Here is a 20,288-nt window from a genome sequence, read left to right as displayed (position 1 = left end):
CCGGTTCAGGCATCGGGAATCGGCGCGAGCAGCGCGTCGATGTCCTCGGCTGAGAACTTCTCCACGGCGCGCGCGTCCTCTGACAGGATGCCCGCCGCGAGCGCTGCCTTGCGTTCCTGCATCGACAGTATCTTTTCTTCGATGCTGCCGGTCGCGACGAGCTTGTACACGAACACCGGCTTGTCCTGCCCGATGCGATGCGCGCGATCCGTCGCCTGATTCTCGGCGGCAGGATTCCACCACGGATCGTAGTGGATGACGGTATCGGCGGCGGTCAGGTTCAGTCCGACGCCGCCTGCCTTCAGGCTGATCAGGAAAATCGGCGCCTCGCCCGCCTGAAAGCGCTGCACGGGCGTCTTGCGATCGGCGGTCTCGCCGGTCAGCGTGACGTACGTTAGCCCGGCTGCATCGAGCGCCGCGGCGATGATCGCGAGCATGCCCGTGAATTGCGAGAACACGAGCACGCGCCGCCCTTCCTCGATGAGATTCGGCAGCATATCGAGCAACAGCGCGAGCTTGGCCGATTCCTGCGTCTTCTTCGCGCCCGGCAGCTTGACGAGCGACGGATCGCAGCACACTTGCCGCAGCTTCAGGAGCGCGTCGAGCATCAGGATATGGCTGCGCGCGAAACCCTGCTTCTCGATGGCGTCCCGCACTTTCTTCTGCATCGCCGCGCGCACGGTCTCGTAGAGATCGCGCTGCGCGCCTTCCAGTTCGACGCTGCGCACGATCGTGGTCTTCGGCGGCAGTTCGGTGGCGACATCGTCCTTGCGGCGACGAAGCACGAAGGGGCGAATCCGGCGCGCGAGCAGGTCGCGGCGCGTCGGGTCGTTGTACTTCTCGATCGGTTTGCGCCAGCGGGCCGCGAAGTCCTTTTGCGTGCCGAGAAAACCGGGCAGCAGGAAATCGAATTGCGACCAGAGCTCGCCCAGATGATTTTCGAGCGGTGTGCCGGTAAGACACAGGCGATGCCGCGCGCGTAACGTGCGAATCACGCCCGCCGCCTTGCTCGAAGCGTTCTTCACGTACTGCGCTTCGTCGAGTATCAACAGGTGATAGTCGTGCGCGGACAGCGCCTCGTGATCGCGCCAGACGAGCGGATACGTCGTGACGATGAGATCGTGCTCGGCGATGCTCGCGAAACGTTCGTGCCGCTGCGGCCCGTGCAGATCGAGCACCTTGAGTCCGGGCGCGAAACGCCGCGCTTCTTCCTGCCAGTTGTTGACGAGCGTGGTCGGGACGACAATCAGCGCCGGCTGCGTAAGCCGGCCGGCTTCCTTTTCGACGAGGATGTGCGCGAGCGTCTGCACCGTCTTGCCGAGGCCCATGTCGTCGGCGAGCACGCCGGCGAGTTCGTGCTCGCGCAGGAACTGCATCCAGTCGACGCCCTCGCGCTGATAATCGCGCAGCGTCGCTTGCAGGCCGCGCGGCACGTCGATCCGGCGCGGGCCAGCGGCTTTGCGCAGCCGTTGCACGAGTCCGACCATCGATGCGTCGCCGTCGAATTGCCAGCGCAGCTTTTCATCGGCGTCGGTGAGACGGCCGGCTTCGAGCGCCGAGATCCGCAACGGCGTATCCGCGTGAAAGTCGGCGCGGTCGAACAGATCGATCAGCGCGCGCACGAGCGGCTTGATCCGCGCGGCGCGCACGCTGAAGCGCCTGCCCGCGTGCGTGCGGAATTCGACGGCGTGCGCGTCGTCGATCTTGTCGATCGCGCCGTCGAGCCAGCGGCGGTCGCGGGCGAAGAGTTCCGCGAGGAGCGGTTCGAGCCGCACGCGTTCCGCCTCGACCATGATGCCCAGTTCGAGATCGAACCAGCCGTTCTCGGCGGCGCGCGCGGCCGCCTCGATCTCGTCGATCTCGACGACATCGAAACGCGAATTAGGCACGATGACGACACGCCAGCCCGCCTCGCGCATTGCGGGCAACTGTTCAGCGACAAACGCGGGCCATGCGTCGCGCGCGGGCATGATGAAGCCGCCGGCGTCGGGCGAATCGTCGTGAAGGTCTTGCACGCCACCAATGAACTTCAGCCCGGCCTTGGCCAGACGATTCCAGCACGCGTTCTCGAAATCGTCCCGGCGCGCGACGTGAACGCGCTGGCCGTCCGGCAGCCTCAGGATCTTCTCGGAACTGTCCGCCGAAATCGTGATGCCGTCGTAGTCGAAATCCAGTCGTGCGATGTCGAGTTCCGCCGGCGGCGCGTTCAGCCTGCGAGGCGCGTCGAGCAGAAGCGTGGCGAGCGTGAGCACGGGCACCGGCGCGACGTCGATCATGCGGGTTCCCGTGTCGCCGTCGCCGGGCGGCGCGGGCAACTCAGGCGCGAAGTCGGCGAGCGTCGCGCGCACGATGTTCGCTTCCTCGAGCGTCAGCATCGGCATCGCCAGATAGTCGGCGAGCAGTTCATCGGGAATCTGCGTTTCGACGAGTCCGCTTTCCTTCGCGATGCCGTCGAAATACCACGGCGGTTCGGTCGGCAGCACGATGCCGCCTTCCGGCTCGGTTTCGAGCGCCGCGAAAATCATGTCGTCGTGGCGCGGAATCCATTCGACGGTCCCGCGACGGCGCGCGCCTTCGCGCAAGGGCTGTTTCAACTGCAGGGCATTCGCGTTCGGCTCGAAGTAGAGACGGCCCGTCGCGAGCATCATCTGCCAGACCACCGCGCCGCGCTTCCCGAGTAGTTCGTAGCAGTTGCTCGAAAAGCCGCGCTCGGTTCTGAGCGCGCGAATGATCGCTTCGTCTTCCGCGTTCACGAATTTCGGCGGGCTTTTCCAGGCGGCGTAGTTCGGGTACCAGCTTTCCGTCGCGCGAATCTCACCATTGACGTTGAGCCGCGCCTTGAGCGTCACCAGTTCGAAACCGAAGCTACCGCGCAGGGACGGCACGAGCGCGTAGACAATCTGATACACCGCGCCGGTTGCGGGCCGCGCCGCTTTCGCCTGCGCCAGCCGCGTCGCCTCGACCTTGGCGCGAACGCCCGACAGCCACCGCTCGACGCCCAGGCTCAAGCCGCTTCGCTCGGCGGCTTCCTTTCGCTCCAGCCAGGCGAGCAACGTCGCCGCGATATGCTTGCACTCGTATCCGACCGGGCAGGAGCAGTAGCCGTACGGCCGGCTCTTCCTCAATTCGATCTCTACCTGATACGGCTCCGGTTGCGTCCCCTGTACCTTCGCTTGCAGGACGTTCCCCATCAAGACGATATCGCCGACATCGCGGACATAGCCGAGCGCCTTGCCGATGGTCTTCGGGCCCATCCAGCGGGCCACTTGGTCTCTGGTGTATGTGGCCGGATCGGCCATCTCGCTGTTTGATCTTGTCATGCGATGTCGCTGCGTTTCACCGTTCGTTTCGATCCAGAAACTCCAGCAGCTTGCGCAGCGCATGCGCCGCCGCCTGCGCGCGCACCTGTTCGCGATCGCCCTTGAACAGTTGCGTTTCGACGCCGGTGTCCAGCCGGTTGCTCCACGCGAACGACACCGTGCCCACCGGCTTCGCTTCGCTTCCTCCCGCCGGACCCGCGACGCCGGTGATCGCGACCGACACCTGCGCGCGGCTGTTGCGCAGCGCGCCTTCGGCCATCGCTTTCGCGACGGGCTCGCTCACCGCGCCGTGCTGCTCGATCAACGCGGCCGGCACGCCGATCATCTCGACCTTCGCGAGATTCGAATAGGTGACGAAGCCGCGCTCGAACCACGCGCTGCTGCCGGAAATATCGGTGATGGCGGTCGCGACCATGCCGCCCGTGCACGACTCGGCGGTGGCGAGCATCAGCCGTTCGTCGCGCAGCTTGTTGCCGACGCGAATCGCAAGTTGGTGAACGACGGTGTCGGTTGGCATGGCGGTCTTCTCGAAAAATTGAAATATCAGGCGGTCATGCGCCAGAGCGCGATCACGAGCAGCGTGAAGAACGCCGCGACGAGGTCATCGAACATGATGCCGAAACCGCCTTTCAAATGGCGGTCGAAATAGCGGATGGGCGGCGGCTTCACCATGTCGAAGAAACGGAACACGATGAACGCCCACAACTGACCGGTGAAGGTCGCGGGCGTGACGAGCAGCAGCACGAGCCAGAACGCGACGATCTCATCCCACACCACCGGCGACGGGTCCGCGATCCCCATCTTCTTCGCGGTGAAGCCGGTGAACCAGCATCCGGCGATAAAACCGGCGACGATCAGCGCGCCCCACTCGGCGACCGTCAGATGCGGATTGAACACGACGAACGACACCCACGCGAACAGCGTGCCGACCGTTCCGGGCGCGATGGGAGACAGGCCGCTGCCGAAGCCGAGCGAAAGAATATGAAGCGGATGGGTGAGCATGAAGCGCGCGCTCGCCTTGCGCGGCGCGGCGCGCGGCGGGTTGCGCGAATCGTTCGATTCGCCCGCGAGTGTCGGGTCAGTCTGCATGAAAATGATCGAAGCCTTGCAACGTCAGAGAGAGCGGGGCGCCCGAGGCATCGCGCCAGGCGATACACGCGTTACCCGGCGCACCGGATGATTCGATTGTACCGATGCGGGTCAGCGGCACTTTCACGCTCGTCGCGATATTCGCGAGCGTGTCGCGCCCATCGACGGGCGCGGTGAAGCAGAGTTCGTAGTCGTCGCCGCCCGCGAGCGTGCAGGCGCGGCGCGCGGTGTCGGGCAGCGCGCGCACGGCGTCCGAGCACGGCACGGCATCGGCATCGACGACGGCGCGAACGCCCGAGCGCTTCAGGATGTGCATGAGATCGCCGGCGAGGCCATCGGAGATATCGAGCGCCGCGTGCGCCACGCCGCGCAACGCGAGGCCCAGCGCGACGCGCGGCTCGGGCCGCTCCAGCGCGCGCTTCCAGTCCGCGGCGGCGGCGCCGTCGGGCGCGCGCCATTCGCCGCGAATCGCGCCGAGTCCCGCGCGCGCATCGCCCAATGTGCCCGACACCCAGATGTCGTCGCCGGGCCGTGCGGCGTCGCGGCGCAATGCCGCGCCATGCGGCACGTCGCCGAACACGGTGATGCAAAGGTTGAGCGGACCGCTCGTCGTATCGCCGCCGATGAGCGCGCAATCGTGACGTTCCGCGAGCGCGAAGAGGCCGTTGCTAAATGCTTCGAGCCACGCTTCATCGGCGCGCGGCAACGCGAGCGCGAGCGTGAATGCGTGCGGCTTCGCGCCCATCGCGGCGAGGTCCGACAGATTCACCGCGAGCGCCTTGTGGCCGAGCGAGTATGGATCGACATCGGCAAAGAAGTGGCGGCCTTCGACCAGCATGTCCGTCGAAATGGCGAGCTGATGGCCGGCGGGCGGCGCGATGAGCGCGCAGTCGTCGCCGATGCCGAGCGGAGTCGCGGCCTCGTCGTCATGACGTGGCGAGGGCGCCGTCGCGCGGCGTGCGAAGAATCGGTCGATCAGTGAAAACTCGGAGAGCATCGTCGGCGATGGATAGGTTTTTTGTGCGCTGCAAGAGAAAAGCGCGGGACGTGCAGGAAAGCCCGAAAGCCTCCGTCCCGCATCTCGAAAAAATCGAACGATGTGCCGCGAGCCTTGCCCCACGAGGCGATCAGACCTTTTCCGGTCATGGCACTTGTAGCCGAAATGCATGGAGCGCGGTCCGAAACCGTCTCTGAATGGCGCTACAATGCGTTCGAACTTCCATTCTAAATCCCGCACTGCTAGCCCGCCTTATGACGACTGACGCCAATACCAAGTTGCGCGAAGCTGCACTCGACTATCACGAATTCCCGGTCCCGGGAAAGATCGCGATCGCGCCCACCAAGCAGATGATCAACCAGCGCGACCTCGCGCTGGCCTATTCGCCGGGCGTCGCGTTCGCGTGTGAAGCGATCGTTGAAGATCCGCTGAACGCCGCGCGTTTCACCGCGCGCAGCAACCTCGTGGGCGTCGTGAGCAATGGCACGGCCGTGCTCGGTCTCGGCAACATCGGGCCGCTCGCGTCGAAGCCGGTGATGGAAGGCAAAGCCGTGCTCTTCAAGAAGTTCGCGGGCATCGACGTGTTCGATATCGAGCTGAACGAAAGCGATCCGCACAAGCTCGTCGATGTGATCGCCGCGCTCGAACCGACCTTCGGCGGCATCAATCTGGAAGACATCAAGGCGCCGGACTGCTTCATCGTCGAGCGGGAATGCCGCAAGCGCATGAAGATTCCCGTGTTCCACGACGACCAGCACGGCACCGCGATCGTCGTCGCGGCAGCGGTCACCAATGGTCTGAAGGTGGTCGGCAAGAACATCGGCGAAGTGAAGCTCGTCGCCTCGGGCGCGGGCGCGGCGGCGCTGGCCTGCCTGAATCTGCTCGTCGATCTCGGCATGAAGCGCGAGAACATCTACGTGACCGATCTCGCCGGCGTGGTCTACAAGGGCCGTGCCGAACTCATGGATCCGGACAAGGAACTGTTCGCCCGCGAAACCAGCGCGCGCACGCTCGCCGAAGTGATGGAAGGCGCGGACGTGTTCCTCGGTCTCTCGGCTGGCGGCGTGCTCAAGCAGGACATGGTCAAGCAGATGGCCGCGAAGCCGCTGATTCTCGCGCTCGCGAATCCAACGCCTGAAATCCTGCCGGAGCTTGCGCTCGAAGTTCGGCCGGACGCGGTGCTGGCCACCGGCCGCACGGATTATCCGAACCAGGTCAACAACGTTCTGTGCTTCCCGTTCATTTTCCGCGGCGCGCTCGATGTCGGCGCGACCGTGATCACGAAGGAAATGGAAATCGCGGCGGTGAATGCGATCGCGGAACTCGCGCGTCAGGAGCAGAGCGATATCGTCGCGACCGCGTACGGCATTCAGGATTTGTCGTTCGGTCCGGAATATCTGATTCCGAAGCCGTTCGATCCGCGCCTCATCGTGAAGATCGCGCCGGCGGTGGCGAAGGCCGCGATGGATTGCGGCGTGGCGACGCGTCCCATCGAGGACATGGAAGCCTACGAGCAGCATCTGCAGCAGTTCGTCTATCACAGCGGCACGACGATGAAGCCCGTGTTCCAGCTCGCGCGCAGCGTCGAGTCGGAGAAGAAGCGCATCGTGTTCGCGGAAGGCGAGGAAGAGCGCGTGCTGCGCGCGGTGCAGATCGCCGTCGATGAAAAGATCGCCAAGCCGATTCTCATCGGGCGGCCGGCGGTCATCGAGCAGCGCATCCAGAAGTTCGGGCTGCGTCTTGCGCCGGGCGTCGATTTCTCGGTCGTCGATACGGATCACGACGAGCGTTACCGCGACTTCTGGCAGTCGTACGCGAAGATGATGGCGCGAAAGGGCATCAGCCAGCAGATGGCGAAGCTCGAAATGCGCCGCCGCACGACGCTCATCGGCGCGATGCTGGTGCAAAAGGGCGAAGCCGACGGCATGATCTGCGGCACGGTGAGCACGACGCATCGCCATCTGCACTTCATCGATCAGGTCATCGGCAAGAAGGAAGGCGCGAAGGTCTACGCGGCGATGAACGCGCTGGTGTTGCCGGGCCGCCAGATTTTCCTGGTCGACACGCACGTGAACGTCGATCCGACGCCCGAGCAGCTCGCCGAAATCACGATGCTTGCGGCGGAAGAAGTGAAGCGCTTCGGCATCGTGCCGAAGATCGCGCTGTTGTCGCATTCGAACTTCGGCACGAGCAACGCGCCGACCGCGCAGAAGATGCGCGACGTGCTCGCGATCCTGAAGGAGCGCGCGCCTGACCTGGATGTCGATGGTGAAATGCACGGCGACGTCGCGCTCGATGCGCGGCTGCGTAAGGAGGTGCTGCCGGAATCGACGCTCGAAGGCGACGCGAACCTGCTGATCCTGCCGAACATCGACGCGGCGAACATCTCGTACAACCTGCTGAAGACGGCGGCGGGAAGCGGCATCGCGATCGGGCCGATCCTGCTCGGCGCGGCGAAGCCGGTTCACGTGCTGACGTCGTCGGCGACCGTGCGGCGGATCGTCAATATGACGGCGTTGCTGGTGGCGGATGCTTCGGCGGCGCGCTGATCGGGGCTCGGGTAAGAGATGAAACGCGGCGGGCTTGCCCGCCGCGTTCTTTTTGACTGGGCGAAAAAGAAGCGTGCCGTGTGTCCACGGCACGCCCGAGAAAAAGCAAAAGGGGGTATCTGCTTTAACCCGCGAAACGCGGGATCGTCGGCGGAGCGCAATGCCGTGAAGCTGGCGATGAGTGAGGCGGCTCATCCAGAGGCTTCAAGATCCCACGAGCAAAGTATTATCCTATTTAAGATAAAAATCTCTCAGATTTGGGCTAAATTGTCGAACGGCAGATTGGCCGGAAATGGCAGGCTTCCGCCAAACTGAGAAAAAAATTCCGATTTTCCGCCCAACGTTGCTTCGCCCTGTCATTAGCGATACCCTTACATCTTTCATGGTCGCCGGATTCTGGTGCAACGCGAGGGCAGCCGTTTGGTGACACGCGCGCGAGGACTCTCCTTTTTCGTCGCTCTAAGCGTCCTTTTGGGCGCGTGCGGCAAGGATGAACCTCGAAGCGGCGATCAGGAACCGGTTGCGTCCACGAGTGCGGCGCCGGTTTCGCCGGCAGAGCCGGTCCGGGAGGCGCAGGTACGGCAACCGGACGCGACCGGCGAGCGCAAGCGTGACGGACTGGCCACCGTCCAGATTGCGCAGTTGCCGAGGCAGGCGGTCGCGACCTTGCGGCTGATCGAAACGGGTGGCCCATTCCCTTACGAGAAGGACGGCGTCGTGTTCGGCAATCGCGAGCGTTTGCTTCCGCGGCATCCACGCGGCTACTACCACGAATACACGGTTCCGACGCCTCGCGCGAGGGATCGCGGCGCGCGCCGGATCGTGTGCGGCGGCCCGAAGAAGCAGGTCGATGACTGCTACTACACAGACGACCACTACGCCACTTTCAAACGGATTGCGGATTAACTACAGGATTTACGGCATGAGCGACAACATCTACGCGCACGACCACAGCGTCGCGAGTGATCTTTTCGCCACCGGCGATGGCAACCTGTTTCAGCGAGTACTGCGGCTACGCATGACAGAACACGACAACAGACCGGACGACGAGACAAGGCCTGAGGAGGGCCATCCGCACGAGGATCCGGAAACGATGTTCGCCACGGTGAGGCCGAATATCGTTCAGTCGATTCGCGCGTTCCGCGTGCAGGATCTCGCGGACGAGGCGAACCGCCTCGGCCAGCATTTCCTCTACGCGTATCTCGGGCAGGCGCAGAGCAAGCAGGAAGTGCTGGAGACCATCGCCACGTCGTTTCTGTTTCCGAAGCACTTTGGCAAGAACTACGACGCGCTCTACGATTCGCTCACCGATCTCGTCCACAAGGCGGGCTCGCAACCGGGTTTCGTGATCGTGCTCGAACAACTGCCTATCGCGCAGAAGTTCGATAAGGAAGGCCGCGAAGTCCTGCTCGACGTCTTCCGCGACGCGGCGGAATTCTGGGCCGAACGGAAAGTGGCTTTCCGCGTTTTCTACTCATTCGTCTGACCAGCGCGGCCGGCGCGAGCGCGCTGGTCGAGACAAGCAACAGCCCGATGGACGCGGCGACGCGCGTCCATCGGGCTGTTTTCGTTTGTGTGCGCCGGGCGGATCACCATCCGCCCCAACGCGCGGCCAGCGCCGCGAGCACCGCGATGCCCGCCGTTTCAGTGCGCAGCACGCGCGGGCCGAGTCCGAGCGCGGAGAATCCCGCATCGATGATCGCGCTTTCTTCACCGGGCGAGAAACCCGCTTCCGGTCCGATCAGTAACGTGACGGGGCCGCGCGGCGCATCGGCCGGCAGCGAGGCGAAGCTCACGTCGGCGCGCGGCGAGAGCAGCAGGCGCAGTTCGCCATCGATGGCGGCGGGGAGATCGGCGAGCCAGGCGTGGAGATCGCGTGGCGGCGCGACATCGGGCACGCGGTTGCGTCCGCACTGCTCGCATGCCGCGCGCGTAAGCGCCTGCCAGTGAGCCTGGCGCTTGAGCGCGCGTTCGCCGGATAGGCGCACGACACCGCGTTCGGCGGTGATCGGCGCGATGGTCGCCACGCCCAGTTCCACCGCCTTCTCGATGAGCCAGTCCATCTTGTCGCCGCCTGCGACACCCTGCGCGAGCGTCAGGCGATACGGCGGCTCGGCTTCGCGATCGCTGTGTTCGTCGATGCGCGCGGTCGCGGCGCGCTTCGCGATATCGATCAGCTCGCCGCGATATTCACCGCCGCGTCCGTCGAAGAGCGTGACGGGATCGCCGATTTGCAGGCGCAGCACCTGCACGTGACGCACGACGTCATCGGGAAGAGAGAGGGTTTGGCCCACGAAGAGCGGACCGTCGACATGAAAACGTGGCATGAATGGTCGATCGCGAACGTTCTGTCCGCGGATAGTGGTGACGCCTGCCGGCGACGCGGCGCTTCAGCGCAGATGCCGCGCGATCGCCCAGCGATAGCCGTCCGGGTCTTCGATCTGCGCGAAACGGTCGCCCCAGAACTGATCCTGCGGCTCGATGAGCGGCTTCGCGCCGACGGCGAGCGCCTGCTGAAAAGTGGCGTCGACGTCATCGACATAAAGATAGAACGACTGTGGCGCCATCTGCCCCGAGCTCTTTGGCGTGCGCGCCTGCGAACCGTAGGCGCCTTCGGGCGCGAACATCACGATCAACTGCCCGCGATACGTCATCTCGACATGGATGACAGTGCCGTCGTCGTTCACGCTGTCGCGCACCGCGAAGCCGAGCGCCTTCTCGTAGAACGCGATGCTCAGGCGTGCGTCGCGCACGGTGAGATACGGAGTCAGCCAGGGGACGTCGGCGGGGCGAGGGTCGGTCATCGAAAGCACTCCTTGAAGCCTTGCTGCACATGGGAAACATTTTGCCATGAAGCCGTACGAACAATGGAGCGGCAGGCAACTTGCAAAAAGTCGGCGCGCCGGACGGATTTCGCCGGATGAACGTCCGTTGGCGGCGCGCGTTACCGTGTAATGTCACGCGTTGTCACGATGTCGTGACACTGTGGTTTCGCTTGCGACGCACGCGACGCGCAGCGGTTCCCGCAAATCGCCGACGGTGTTTTGCACGGAACATGCCAGCGCGCCGGGCCGTCCGGCCGCACCGGACTCGCGCCTTACAGGCGCGTGTCAATCGGACCGGTCTGTTAGAATGACGGCCTCCCGATCCTCGTCGTTTCTCGTCGTTCCGGTCCTGAAAACGTTGTGTCCTGCGGGTCCGGCTCGTGTGAGAAGTACTGCCAGAGAAGCACCGCGGATCATTTCAGGACCTGCCCAGACTCGACATGACGCTCCCGACCTCCAGCCAGACCGCCCTCATGGCCAACGCAATCCGCGCGCTCGCCATGGACGCCGTTCAACAAGCCAATTCCGGTCACCCCGGCATGCCGATGGGCATGGCCGAAATCGGCGTCGCGCTGTGGTCGCGCCATCTGAAGCACAACCCGACGAACCCGCACTGGTTCGATCGCGACCGTTTCGTTCTTTCGAACGGTCACGGTTCGATGCTGCTGTATTCGCTCCTGCACCTCACCGGCTACGATCTGCCGCTCGCCGAACTGAAGAACTTCCGCCAACTGCATTCGAAGACGCCGGGCCATCCGGAATACGGCATCACGGCCGGCGTCGAGACGACCACCGGCCCGCTCGGCCAGGGCGTCGGCAATGCGGTCGGCATGGCGCTCGCCGAAGCGCTGCTCGCCGCTGAATTCAACAAGGCTGACGCGAAGATCGTCGACCATTACACGTATGTGTTCCTCGGCGACGGCTGCCTGATGGAAGGCATCTCGCACGAAGCCTGCTCGCTCGCAGGCACGCTCAAGCTGAACAAGCTGATCGCGCTTTACGATGACAACGGCATTTCGATCGACGGTCACGTCGAGCACTGGTTCCACGACGACACGCCGAAGCGCTTCGAAGCCTACGGCTGGAACGTGATCCGCGCGGTGGACGGCCACAACGTCGATGCGGTCGATGCCGCCATCGCCGCCGCGAAGAAGTCGGACAAGCCGACCTTGATCTGCTGCCGCACGGTCATCGGCAAGGGCGCGCCGACGAAGGCGGGCGGCCACGACGCGCACGGCGCGCCGCTCGGCGACAAGGAAATCGCGGCGACGCGCGCGGCCATCGGCTGGAACTATGGTCCGTTCGAAATTCCGCAGGAAGTGTATGCGGCGTGGGACGCGAAGGAACAGGGCACGCACGCCGAAGCCGAGTGGAACAAGGCATTCGACGCATACAAGGCGAAGTACGCCGGCGAAGGCGCCGAATTCGCGCGTCGCATGACCGGTGAGCTGCCGGCGAACTGGGCGGAAGCGGCGGCGAAGATCATCGAGGATGCGAACCAGAAGGGCGAAACGATCGCGACTCGCAAGGCGTCGCAGAACACGATCGAAGGGCTGGCTGCGGCGCTGCCGGAACTGCTTGGCGGCTCGGCCGACCTGACCGGCTCGAACCTCACCAACTGGAAGGCTTCCAAAGCGGTGCGTGCCGCAGGAGACGCGGAAAACGCGAATCCTTCGGGCATCCAGTGGGGCAATCACATCAATTACGGCGTGCGCGAGTTCGGCATGAGTGCGGCCATCAACGGCATCGCGCTGCATGGCGGCTATCGTCCGTTCGGCGGCACGTTCCTGACGTTCTCGGACTACAGCCGCAACGCGCTGCGCGTCGCCGCGCTGATGAAGTCGCGCTCGATCTTCGTGTACACGCACGATTCCATCGGCCTCGGCGAAGACGGCCCGACGCACCAGTCGATCGAGCACGTGTCCAGCCTGCGCCTGATCCCGAATCTGCAGACGTGGCGCCCGGCCGATACCGTCGAAACGGCTGTCGCGTGGACGCATGCAATCGCGCATCACGGTCCGTCGACGCTGATCTTCAGCCGCCAGAATCTGCAATTCTCGACGCGCAACGACATTCAGATCGCCAACATCGCGAAGGGCGGCTACGTGCTGCGCGACTGGAACGACGATATCCCCGCGCGCAAGATCATCCTCATCGCGACCGGCTCGGAAGTGCAGCTCGCGATGGAAGCGGTCGAGGCGCTGGCGAAGGAAGGCATCGGCGCGCGCATCGTATCAATGCCCTGCACGAACGTCTTCGACAAGCAGGACGCCGAATACCGCGAGCGCGTGCTGCCGAAGGGCGTGGCGCGCGTGGCGATCGAGGCGGGCGTGACGGATTTCTGGCGCAAGTACGTGGGCCTCGAAGGCGGCGTGGTCGGCATCGACACGTTCGGCGAGTCGGCCCCGGCGGGTGCGCTGTTCAAGCATTTCGGCTTCACGGTGGAGAACGTGGTCAAGACGGCAAAGGCCGTTCTCGCCGCGTAAGCATTGATCTCAGCGAAGCAAGGTTTTTTTAAGCCAAGGAGATAGACCATGACGATTCGCGTTGCAATCAACGGCTACGGCCGTATCGGCCGCAACACGCTGCGCGCCCTCTATGAGAACGGCAAGAAGCATGACATCGAGATCGTCGCCATCAACGACTTGGGCGATGCCAAGACCAACGCGCACCTGACGCAATACGACACGGCGCACGGCAAGTTCCCGGGCGAAGTGTCGGTGGACGGCGATTACCTCGTCGTCAATGGCGACAAGATCCGCGTGCTGGCGAACCGCAACCCGGCCGAACTGCCGTGGGGCGAGTTGAAGGTCGACGTGGTGATGGAGTGCACGGGCTTCTTCACGACGAAGGAAAAGGCGAGCGCGCACATCAAGGGCGGCGCGAAGAAGGTCATCATCTCGGCGCCGGGCGGCAAGGATGTGGACGCGACCATCGTGTACGGCGTGAACCACAACGTGCTGAAGGCGTCCGACACGGTCATCTCGAACGCATCGTGCACGACGAACTGCCTGGCTCCCTTGGTCAAGCCGCTGAACGACAAGATCGGTCTGGTGAATGGCCTGATGACCACGATCCACGCCTACACGAACGATCAGGTTCTGACCGACGTGTATCACGAAGACCTGCGCCGCGCGCGCTCGGCCACGCACAGCCAGATTCCGACGAAGACGGGCGCGGCTTCCGCGGTCGGCCTCGTGCTGCCGGAATTGAACGGCAAGCTGGATGGCTACGCGATCCGCGTTCCGACGATCAACGTGTCGGTGGTCGATCTGTCGTTCATCGCCGCGCGCGACACGACGGTCGAGGAAGTCAACAAGATCATGAAGGAAGCGTCGGAAGGCGCGCTGAAGGGCGTGCTCGGCTACAACGATGCGCCGCTCGTATCGATCGACTACAACCACAACCCGGCTTCGTCGACGTTCGACTCGACGCTCACGAAGGTCTCGGGCCGTCTCGTGAAGGTGTCGAGCTGGTACGACAACGAGTGGGGCTTCTCGAACCGCATGCTGGATACGGCTGTCGCGCTCGCCAACGCCAAGTAAGGCCAGGTAAGTTTCAGCCCGCTGAAGCGACAAAGCCGCTCTTCGGAGCGGCTTTGTTTTTTGCTGCGTCAGTTTGCGTTACGCCAGTTTTTCCCGAAGGAACGACACGACATACGGCGTCGCCGCTGCTGCAACCGTCGATGCCGTGCCGGGATCGATTCCCATGCGCGCCGCGATCGATTCGGCGATGCGACCCGTGAGCACGCCCTCGCCACCTTCTTCCATCGATTTCAGAAAGCCGTCGCCCCGCACGAGCCCTGCGGCGAACGCGGCGAAAAAGCTCTTGCCGGGATGATCGCCCAACAATCCTTGGCTCTGCTCTTCGGCGTGCGCGTGCGCGGTTTCCGCAGCCGTGCCGAGCATTTGCTGGCTGTCTTCGGGGCTGAAGCCCTGATCGGTCAGCGCTTGTGTGGCCTGCGCGCCGTGCTCTGAAGATAGAAATTCTGAAACGAGTTGTTGCATGTCCATCGACGCTGCTCCTCTTGATGTTCGCCAATTGCAGGGCAGCGCAAGCGGATAGAAACCTCCATCACGCACGGCCCTTGCTGAGACCGCGAACCCATCGGGAAGTGCCGTGCTTTATCTGTTCGGCACAGGAAAATGCACGCCCGCACGCTGCGCCGCATTGACGATGTGCCCTTCGATCGCGCGGCCGGCCTTCTCTCCGTCGCGCGCCTTCAACGCTTCGATGATGATCGCGTGCTCGTGATACGTCGACAGCACCAGTTCGCGCCGATAAAACGGCAGGCGCTGGCTCTCTTTCATGATGTCGGCGCTGCCGCGCAGGATCGATTCGATCGCCGCGTTCCCCGCGAGGCTCACGATGCGCATGTGGAACGCGAAGTCCAGTTGCGCGGCTTCCTCGAGCGCCGATTCCGTTAGCGCAGCGTGCAACGAATCGAGATTGTCGTCGAGCCAGTCGATGTCCGAATCGCCGATCGAATGCGCCGCGAGCCGCGCGACAAATCCTTCCAGCGCGAAGCGCATCTGATACGTGTCGGGCAGCGATGCCTGATCCGCGAAACGCCACGGATGCGCGGTGCTCGCCTGCGCGTTGTTGACATACACACCCTTGCCCGGCCGGATATGCAGCATGCCGAGCGCTTCGAGCGTCGAGAGCGCTTCGCGCAGGGACGCCCGGCTGATCGACAGTTCCTCGGATAGTTGCCGTTGCGCCGGCAGCAAGCTCCCGACCGGGTACATGCTCGATTCGATGCGCTCGCGAATGGTCGCGATCGCGGCGTCGGTCACGGTATGCGGAACGTTTTTCATAAGAGGAAAACAGTATTGGCCGGTCTGACCGCCATTGTATGCGCGTGCCGCGCGCGCGTGTGAACGACCGTTTCGCGCGCATTTTCGTGCCCGGATCGAACAGGGTATACCGCTACGAATGCTTCCTTGACGGGGATATATCGGCTTTCTAATATTCCACATCACAGCACTGGTCCGACCAGTCGGAACAGTTGCTCGGGTCCTGAGACATTACACGAGGAGACGGTCGTGTCGAGATTTCTAAATTCGCTGTTCGGCAGGGTAATGATTGCGCTGGTTATCGGCATCGTGGTGGGCGCGCTGTTTCCGCAGTTCGGCCAATCGTTGCGGCCCTTGGGCGACGGCTTTCTGAAGCTCATCAAGATGGTGATCGGGCCGATCGTGTTCTGCGTGGTCGTGAGCGGCATGGCGAGCGCGGGCGATCTGAAGAAGGTCGGGCGCGTCGGACTGAAGGCGGTCATCTACTTCGAGATCATGACGACCATCGCGCTCGTGATCGGCGCGATTCTCGCGTGGGTGACGCGTCCGGGCGTCGGCATGAATATCGATCTGCATACGCTCAACGCGGCGTCGCTCGCCACGTACACGGAGCACGCGAAGAGCCTGAAGGACACCGCGGGTTTCCTGCTGAAGATCATCCCCGACACCGCGATCGATGCCTTCGCCAAGGGCGACATCCTGCAAGTGCTCGTGTTCGCCATCCTGTTCGGCGCGGCGCTCTCGATGCTCGGCGACAAGGCGCAACGCGTGACGGTTTTCATCGACGAACTGTCGAACGTGTTCTTCCGCATCATGGCGTTCATCATCAAGCTGGCGCCGCTCGGCGTGCTCGGCGCGATCGCGTTCACGACCGGCCAGTACGGTGTCGCGTCGCTCAAGCAACTGGGTCTGCTCGTCATCGTGTTCTACGCGAGCTGCTTCCTGTTCGTGTTCGTCGTGCTGGGCGTGGTGATGCGCCTCGCGGGCTTCTCGATCTTCAAGCTCATTCGCTATCTGCGTGAAGAACTGTCGATCGTGCTCGGCACGGCTTCGTCGGATGCCGTGCTGCCGCAGATCATGCGCAAGCTCGAATGGATGGGCGTGAAGGATTCGACCGTCGGTCTCGTGATTCCGACCGGCTACTCGTTCAACCTCGATGGCTTCTCGATCTATCTCACGCTCGCGGTGATCTTCATCGCGCAGGCGACCAACACGCCGCTGTCGCTGCATGACCTGATCGTCGTCGTGCTCGTGTCGCTGGTAACCTCGAAGGGCGCGCACGGCATTCCCGGCTCGGCCATCGTGATCCTGGCCGCGACGCTCTCCGCGATTCCCGCGATTCCCGTGCTCGGCCTCGTGCTGATTCTGCCGGTCGACTGGTTCGTCGGCATCGCGCGTGCCGTGACCAACCTGATCGGCAACTGCGTGGCGACGGTGGTCGTCGCCGTGTGGGAGAAAGACATCGACCGGGCGCGCGCCAAGCGCGTGCTCGACCAGGACGCCGAATACCGCTTCGTGCCCGCCGCGCCGGAACCCGCGCACGGTCACGGTCATGAAAACGCACACGCAGTTTGATTCACCGCAACCGAAGGAAACTGAAATGGCCAACCCGATTCTCGACGCAGACGCTCCCGCTTTCGCCCGCCGCTACATGAACCTCGCGGACCCGCGGCTCGGCGCGCAGGCGCTCTTCGCCACCGACGAATTCTTCGCGCCGAAGGAGCGCATGCTGGAGCCGCAGCCCGCGGTGTTCATTCCCGGCAAGTACGACGAGCACGGCAAGTGGATGGACGGCTGGGAGACGCGCCGCAAGCGCACGACGGGCTACGACTACTGCATCGTCAAGCTCGCGCGCGCGGGCGTGATCCACGGCATCGATATCGACACGAGCCACTTCACCGGCAATTTCCCGCCGGCTGCGTCGATCGAAGCGTGCTACAGCGAACGCGGCAATCCGCAGGAAGACGGCGACTGGCGCGAGATCGTGCCGGCGACGACGCTGCAGGGTAATCATCATCACTATGTCGAGATCGGCGATACGCGCGCATACACGCATCTGCGCGTGAACATCTATCCCGACGGCGGCATCGCGCGGCTGCGCGTCTACGGACAGCCGAAGACGGATTTCTCGCGCGTCGAACGCGGCACGCTGCTCGATCTCGCGGCGATCGAAAACGGCGCGTATCTCGTCGCGGCGAACAATCAGCACTTCGGTCCCGCGTCGCAGATGCTGATGCCGGGACGCGGCGTGAACATGGGCGACGGCTGGGAAACGCGCCGGCGTCGCGAGCCGGGCAATGACTGGGCGATCGTCGCGTTGGCGAATCCCGGCGTGATCCGCGCGATCGAAGTCGATACGGCGCACTTCAAGGGCAACTATCCGGACCGCTGCTCGCTACAGGCGGCGCGCGTGGAAGGCGGCACGGATGAGTCGCTCGTCACGCAGGCGATGTTCTGGCCCGTGCTGCTCGGCGAACAAAAGCTTTCGATGGACAGCGTGCATCGCTTCGAGAACGAGATCGCCGCGCTCGGACCGGTGACGCACGTGCGCTTCAATATCTATCCGGATGGTGGGGTGTCGCGGCTGCGCATCTTCGGGGAGATCGAATGAGAACGCTGACGCTGGAACCGCTGACGCGCGAAGCCTTCGCCCCGTTCGGCGATGTCATCGAACTCGAAGGCGCGCGCCATTTTCCGATCAACGCTGGCACGACCGAGCGCTTTCACGATCTTGCCAACGTGGAGGTCGGTTTCGAGAGCGGAGGGCGGCCGCTCATCAACGTGTTTCGCGGGCAACCGCGCCCGCAGCCTGTCGTGATCTCGATGATGGAGCGGCATCCGCTCGGCAGCCAGGCGTTCGTGCCGCTCGCGGACGTGCGCTATCTCGTGGTCGTCGCGCCCGCGGGCGAGTTCGATCCCGCTGCGATGCGCGCGTTTTACGCACGGGGCTGGCAAGGCGTGAACTATGCGCGCGGCGTCTGGCATCACCCGCTGATCGTGCTCGACAAGGCGGCGGATTTCATCGTCGTGGATCGCGGCGGCGATCTTCCGAATTGCGACGAGATCGATCTGCCGGAGCGATACACGCTGATCGAACACGAAATGCACGCCGCTTGAGGCAGGTCGCGCGAATCGTAATGCAACTGCGAATCGATCGCAGACGCAGGACACGAAACGTATAGACGAAACGAAACCGCCGCCCATCGAGCCGATGGACGGCGGTTTTTGCATCCACGCGCCGAAGAGCGGCGCGCGAACCTCAATGCTTGCGGTGCGGACAGTTTTCCTTCGTGCATGCGCCGTACAGCGCGAGCGCATGCTCGTGGAGCTTGAAGCCGCGATCCTTCGCGATCGATTGCTGACGGCGTTCGATCTCGGCATCGAAGAACTCTTCCACGCGGCCGCAGTCGATGCACACGAGGTGATCGTGATGCGATCCCTCGTTGAGCTCGAACACGGCCTTGCCCGATTCGAAATTGCTTCGCGACAGCAGGCCGGCTTGCTCGAACTGCGTGAGCACGCGATAAACCGTCGCGAGACCGATATCGAGCTCTTCGTTGAGCAGGCTTCGATACACGTCTTCGGCGGTCAGATGGCGCACCGGACTATGCTGAAAAATTTCGAGAATCTTGAGGCGGGGCAGGGTCGCCTTGAGCCCGATATTTTTGAGATCGGCGGGATTGGTCATGGCTAGGCATCCCTAGAGTACAATTCAAGGTTCTCATAGTAATGCGTTTTTCCAATTCCCGACATCCCGTGCGGACGCAAGGCGAATTGGATGAAAAGAGCGCGACCTCGGAGCGCCTCGCGTGAAAGGTGAAATGTTTTCCAAATCTTTATCGAATTGCAGGGAGAGCCGTCGCATGCGGGGAACCGTGATCGCAGCAACCTTGGCCGCATTGCTCGCCGGCTGCTCGGCGTACGACAGCGTCACGCAGAAGATCGCGCAAAGCATCACACCGTATCGGATCACGGTCGTGCAAGGCAATTTCGTTTCGCAGGAAGCGGCGAGCCAGATGCAGGTCGGCATGTCGCGGGATCAGGTGAAGCAGCTTCTGGGCACGCCGCTTCTGACCGACATGTTCCACGCCGATCGCTGGGACTATGTGTTCTATTTCAAACGCGGATCGACATCCATCGTCCAGCAGCGTGACTTCGTCGTGAACTTCGCGAGCGATCGCGTCGTGAGCTGGTCGGGCGGCGAAAATCTGCCGTCCAACCTCGAACTGCTCGCGGAAATCGACGGCGACAAGGGCGTCAAGGTCGCGAAGGCGGCCGCGCCCGCGGCGGCATCGGCGGCGGTGGCGTCGACGGCGGCGGTGACCGCGCCTTCCGGCGAGCCGTCCACGCAGCCGAATACCGCGGCCGCGTTTGCGGGCGACGCCAATCAGCAAGCCGCGCAGGCAGCCAATCGCGCAACGGCGCAGATCGACACGCCGACGGGCCGCACGCAGTCGTCGGTGCGCGTGAACGTGCCGCAGACGGCGGGTGGCGCGCCCGGATCGAGCGGCCAGAGCGGCAGCAACTCGCAGATTCAATTGCAGCGCCGCCCGCAGACGATCAACATTCCGGACAGCAGCGCGGTGGGTCCGGCGGGTACATCGCCGGCGCCGGCCAACGCGGGCGGCCAGGCGCAGTTTTATCTGCCGCAGCAAAGCCAGTAAGCAGTTCAGCCGTTTGAAGCTGAAGCCGCGCTACGCGTTTTCACGCCG

18 protein-coding genes are annotated in these 20,288 nt (G+C 63.8%); 9 read left to right on the top strand and 9 right to left on the bottom strand.

All coding sequences use genetic code 11. The features are described from left to right. Window positions 1-5 precede the first annotated feature (5 nt). Genes IAG25_RS18040 through thiL form a run of 4 tightly spaced genes read right to left on the bottom strand, consistent with a single transcriptional unit; the run spans window position 6 to window position 5,406 of the window. Window positions 6-3,320, bottom strand: coding sequence for a DEAD/DEAH box helicase (locus tag IAG25_RS18040; RefSeq protein ID WP_255503776.1), 3,315 nt, complete (start codon window positions 3,318-3,320; stop codon window positions 6-8). A gap of 16 nt (window positions 3,321-3,336) precedes the next feature. Further along, window positions 3,337-3,837 carry a CinA family protein gene (locus IAG25_RS18035; protein WP_187606058.1) on the bottom strand — a complete coding sequence of 167 codons (501 nt, stop codon included), beginning with the start codon at window positions 3,835-3,837 and terminating at the stop codon, window positions 3,337-3,339. 26 nt (window positions 3,838-3,863) lie between these two features. Continuing rightward, a complete protein-coding gene (locus IAG25_RS18030) occupies window positions 3,864-4,409 on the bottom strand; it encodes a phosphatidylglycerophosphatase A family protein (RefSeq protein WP_187606057.1) in 546 nt (181 codons plus the stop codon). After that, window positions 4,399-5,406, bottom strand: coding sequence for a thiamine-phosphate kinase (gene thiL / locus IAG25_RS18025; protein ID WP_187606056.1), 1,008 nt, complete (start codon window positions 5,404-5,406; stop codon window positions 4,399-4,401). Before thiL ends, IAG25_RS18030 begins: the two co-directional genes overlap by 11 nt. Before the next feature lie 254 nt (window positions 5,407-5,660). On the opposite strand from thiL, the gene IAG25_RS18020 reads away from it, so the two are divergent. The 3 genes from IAG25_RS18020 (at window position 5,661) to IAG25_RS18010 (ending at window position 9,441) form a co-directional block, all read left to right on the top strand. After that, window positions 5,661-7,955 carry an NADP-dependent malic enzyme gene (locus tag IAG25_RS18020; protein WP_187606055.1) on the top strand — a complete coding sequence of 765 codons (2,295 nt, stop codon included), beginning with the start codon at window positions 5,661-5,663 and terminating at the stop codon, window positions 7,953-7,955. Between the two features lie 423 nt (window positions 7,956-8,378). Next, window positions 8,379-8,861, top strand: a complete 483-nt coding sequence (locus IAG25_RS18015) for a ribonuclease domain-containing protein (protein WP_187606054.1) — start codon at window positions 8,379-8,381, stop codon at window positions 8,859-8,861. A 16-nt stretch (window positions 8,862-8,877) separates the two neighbouring features. Beyond that, window positions 8,878-9,441: a barstar family protein gene (locus IAG25_RS18010; RefSeq protein ID WP_187606053.1), complete on the top strand. Its 564-nt coding sequence runs from the start codon at window positions 8,878-8,880 to the stop codon at window positions 9,439-9,441. Between the two features lie 103 nt (window positions 9,442-9,544). On the opposite strand, the gene IAG25_RS18005 is transcribed toward IAG25_RS18010, so the two are convergent. Both IAG25_RS18005 and IAG25_RS18000 read right to left on the bottom strand, forming a co-directional pair. Further along, entirely contained in the window at window positions 9,545-10,282 is a 738-nt protein-coding gene (locus tag IAG25_RS18005) for a 16S rRNA (uracil(1498)-N(3))-methyltransferase (protein ID WP_187606052.1), read from the bottom strand. A gap of 63 nt (window positions 10,283-10,345) precedes the next feature. Beyond that, entirely contained in the window at window positions 10,346-10,759 is a 414-nt protein-coding gene (locus IAG25_RS18000) for a VOC family protein (RefSeq protein WP_187606051.1), read from the bottom strand. Window positions 10,760-11,220: 461 nt separating this feature from the next. Here IAG25_RS18000 and tkt point away from each other — a divergent pair, with 461 nt between their 5' ends. Both tkt and gap read left to right on the top strand, forming a co-directional pair. After that, window positions 11,221-13,266, top strand: coding sequence for a transketolase (tkt, locus tag IAG25_RS17995; RefSeq protein WP_187606050.1), 2,046 nt, complete (start codon window positions 11,221-11,223; stop codon window positions 13,264-13,266). 48 nt (window positions 13,267-13,314) lie between these two features. Continuing rightward, on the top strand, window positions 13,315-14,325 hold the full coding sequence (gene gap / locus IAG25_RS17990) for a type I glyceraldehyde-3-phosphate dehydrogenase (RefSeq protein WP_035507658.1): 1,011 nt from the start codon (window positions 13,315-13,317) through the stop codon (window positions 14,323-14,325). Window positions 14,326-14,403: 78 nt separating this feature from the next. On the opposite strand, the gene IAG25_RS17985 is transcribed toward gap, so the two are convergent. Continuing rightward, complete coding sequence (locus tag IAG25_RS17985) at window positions 14,404-14,793, bottom strand: hypothetical protein (RefSeq protein WP_187606049.1); 390 nt, start codon at window positions 14,791-14,793, stop codon at window positions 14,404-14,406. A 111-nt stretch (window positions 14,794-14,904) separates the two neighbouring features. Beyond that, complete coding sequence (locus IAG25_RS17980) at window positions 14,905-15,597, bottom strand: FadR/GntR family transcriptional regulator (RefSeq protein ID WP_187606048.1); 693 nt, start codon at window positions 15,595-15,597, stop codon at window positions 14,905-14,907. 228 nt (window positions 15,598-15,825) lie between these two features. Between IAG25_RS17980 and IAG25_RS17975 the strand changes: the two genes are divergently transcribed. The 3 genes from IAG25_RS17975 to IAG25_RS17965 are packed head-to-tail and all read left to right on the top strand — an operon-like array spanning window position 15,826 to window position 18,693. Further along, window positions 15,826-17,151 carry a C4-dicarboxylate transporter DctA gene (locus IAG25_RS17975; RefSeq protein ID WP_187606047.1) on the top strand — a complete coding sequence of 442 codons (1,326 nt, stop codon included), beginning with the start codon at window positions 15,826-15,828 and terminating at the stop codon, window positions 17,149-17,151. A gap of 25 nt (window positions 17,152-17,176) precedes the next feature. Beyond that, window positions 17,177-18,187 carry an allantoicase gene (gene alc / locus IAG25_RS17970; protein WP_187606046.1) on the top strand — a complete coding sequence of 337 codons (1,011 nt, stop codon included), beginning with the start codon at window positions 17,177-17,179 and terminating at the stop codon, window positions 18,185-18,187. Further along, entirely contained in the window at window positions 18,184-18,693 is a 510-nt protein-coding gene (locus IAG25_RS17965) for an ureidoglycolate lyase (protein WP_187606045.1), read from the top strand. Before alc ends, IAG25_RS17965 begins: the two co-directional genes overlap by 4 nt. Window positions 18,694-18,835: 142 nt before the next feature. On the opposite strand, the gene fur is transcribed toward IAG25_RS17965, so the two are convergent. Beyond that, window positions 18,836-19,264 carry a ferric iron uptake transcriptional regulator gene (gene fur / locus IAG25_RS17960; protein WP_035507641.1) on the bottom strand — a complete coding sequence of 143 codons (429 nt, stop codon included), beginning with the start codon at window positions 19,262-19,264 and terminating at the stop codon, window positions 18,836-18,838. Window positions 19,265-19,439: 175 nt separating this feature from the next. On the opposite strand from fur, the gene IAG25_RS17955 reads away from it, so the two are divergent. Continuing rightward, window positions 19,440-20,240: an outer membrane protein assembly factor BamE gene (locus tag IAG25_RS17955; RefSeq protein WP_187606044.1), complete on the top strand. Its 801-nt coding sequence runs from the start codon at window positions 19,440-19,442 to the stop codon at window positions 20,238-20,240. Window positions 20,241-20,288: the final 48 nt, after the last annotated feature.

This window comes from Caballeronia sp. EK (assembly GCF_014384845.1).
Classification (GTDB): Bacteria; Pseudomonadota; Gammaproteobacteria; order Burkholderiales; family Burkholderiaceae; genus Caballeronia; species Caballeronia jiangsuensis.
The sequence above is the reverse complement of the archived record's forward strand: the minus strand, read 5'-3'. Positions and strand labels throughout refer to the sequence as shown.